We start from the raw sequence: 1,637 nt of genomic DNA, 5'->3' as shown, positions 1-1,637 counted from the left end.
AGCAACAACTCATCCTAGAGCTTGCAGAGCAAGAGGGAGTTGAAGTATGGCAACCTCTGTTCCGAGTGTACTACTACTACCTGTGCCTACCTGCACCGATATGCTAGTCTCACCAGTAGAAGGAGGAGATCTGCTGCACTGTAAACCCCACTTTGATCACCATCCTAATGTCTGGGGCGATTACTTTCTTACCTTCTCACCCTGCACTCCATCAATGCTTCTGAATATGAAGAGAAAAGCTCATGTTTCCGAGGAACAAGTGAGAAGGATGATACTTGAGTGTTCTTCTGGCCCCAATTTGCACGTAAAACTTGAGCTCGTCGACACCTTAGAACGTCTTTGCATTGACTACCACTACGAGAAGGAGATTGAAAATGTGTTGCGCCGGGTTCATGAGGAAGAAGACGATACCGACAATCACTATGACCTCCACACTACAGCTCTCCGGTTCTATCTGCTCAGGAAGCATGGATACTATGCCTCTCCAGATGTGTTCCAGAGGTTCAGGGACGAGGAAGGAAATTTCACACGCGATGATAACAATAACGGCACAAGAAGCATGCTGAGCTTGTACAATGCTGCCCATCTCAGGATTCATGGGGAGGAGATACTCGACGATGCTATCGTCTTCACTAGGAACTATTTGCAGTCTGTGGTAAAACATCTGCAGTCGCCAATGGCGGACGAGGTGTGCAGTGCACTTAGGACCCCTCTTTTCAGGAGGCCAAGAAGAGTTGAAGCAAGGCACTACATCTCAGTTTACGACAAGTTGCCCACACGAAATGAGACCATTTTGGAGTTCGCCAAGCTCGACTTTGGGATTTTGCAATCTCTGTATTGCGAGGAGCTCAATATCCTCACCATGTGGTGGAAAGAGCTCCAACTCCAGGATCATCTAAGCTTTGCGCGAGATAGGATGGTGGAGATGCACTTTTGGATGCTTGGAGTTCTCTTCGAGCCTCAGTACTCATATGGGAGAACCATGCTCACTAAATTGTTCATCTTTGTCTCGATTTTCGATGACATCTACGACAACTACAGCACCTTGGAAGAAAGCAAGCTGTTCACAGAAGCAATTGAAAGATGGGATGAGGAAGCCGCTGAAGAACTTCCAGGCTACATGAAGTTCTTCTACAAGAAAGTACTGACCACCATGAAATCCATAGAAACTGATCTTAAACTCCAAGGGAACAAGCATGTCGACTATGTCAAAAACCTATTAATCGACGCTACGAGATGCTTTTACAACGAGGTGAAATGGCGCTCTGAAGGTGCAGATCAGGTAGCTGCTACGGTGGAGGAGCACCTCAAGATTTCAGTGCCAAGCAGCTGCTGCATGCACGTCCCTGTCTACGCCTTCGTCGCCATGGGAAACGATGTCACAACCGATGATGCTATCAACTGGGGCATGGCCTACCCCAAGATCATCACATCTTCCTGCATCGTTGGCCGATTACTCAATGACATAGCTTCACATGAGAGAGAGCAAGGGTCTTCGTCGTCGTCGTCGTCGACGGTGGAAGCCTGCATGAGGGAGCACGGCGGCATCACGAAGGAGGAAGCCTACGCGAAGCTGAGGGAGCTCGTGGAGGAGTCATGGATGGACATCGCCGGGGAGTGTCTCCGGCCGGGGGGGG

At 49.2% G+C, this 1,637-nt stretch carries 1 protein-coding gene; it reads left to right on the top strand.

What is annotated here, in order from left to right; genetic code table 11:
• Positions 1–226: 226 nt before the first annotated feature.
• The coding region (locus tag OKA04_RS24875) for a terpene synthase family protein (protein ID WP_264503841.1) at positions 227–1,637 on the top strand (1,411 nt) is incomplete at its 3' end.

Source organism: Luteolibacter flavescens, assembly GCF_025950085.1.
Taxonomy (GTDB): Bacteria; Verrucomicrobiota; Verrucomicrobiia; order Verrucomicrobiales; family Akkermansiaceae; genus Haloferula; species Haloferula flavescens.
This window is presented reverse-complemented; position numbering and strand designations above follow the sequence as displayed.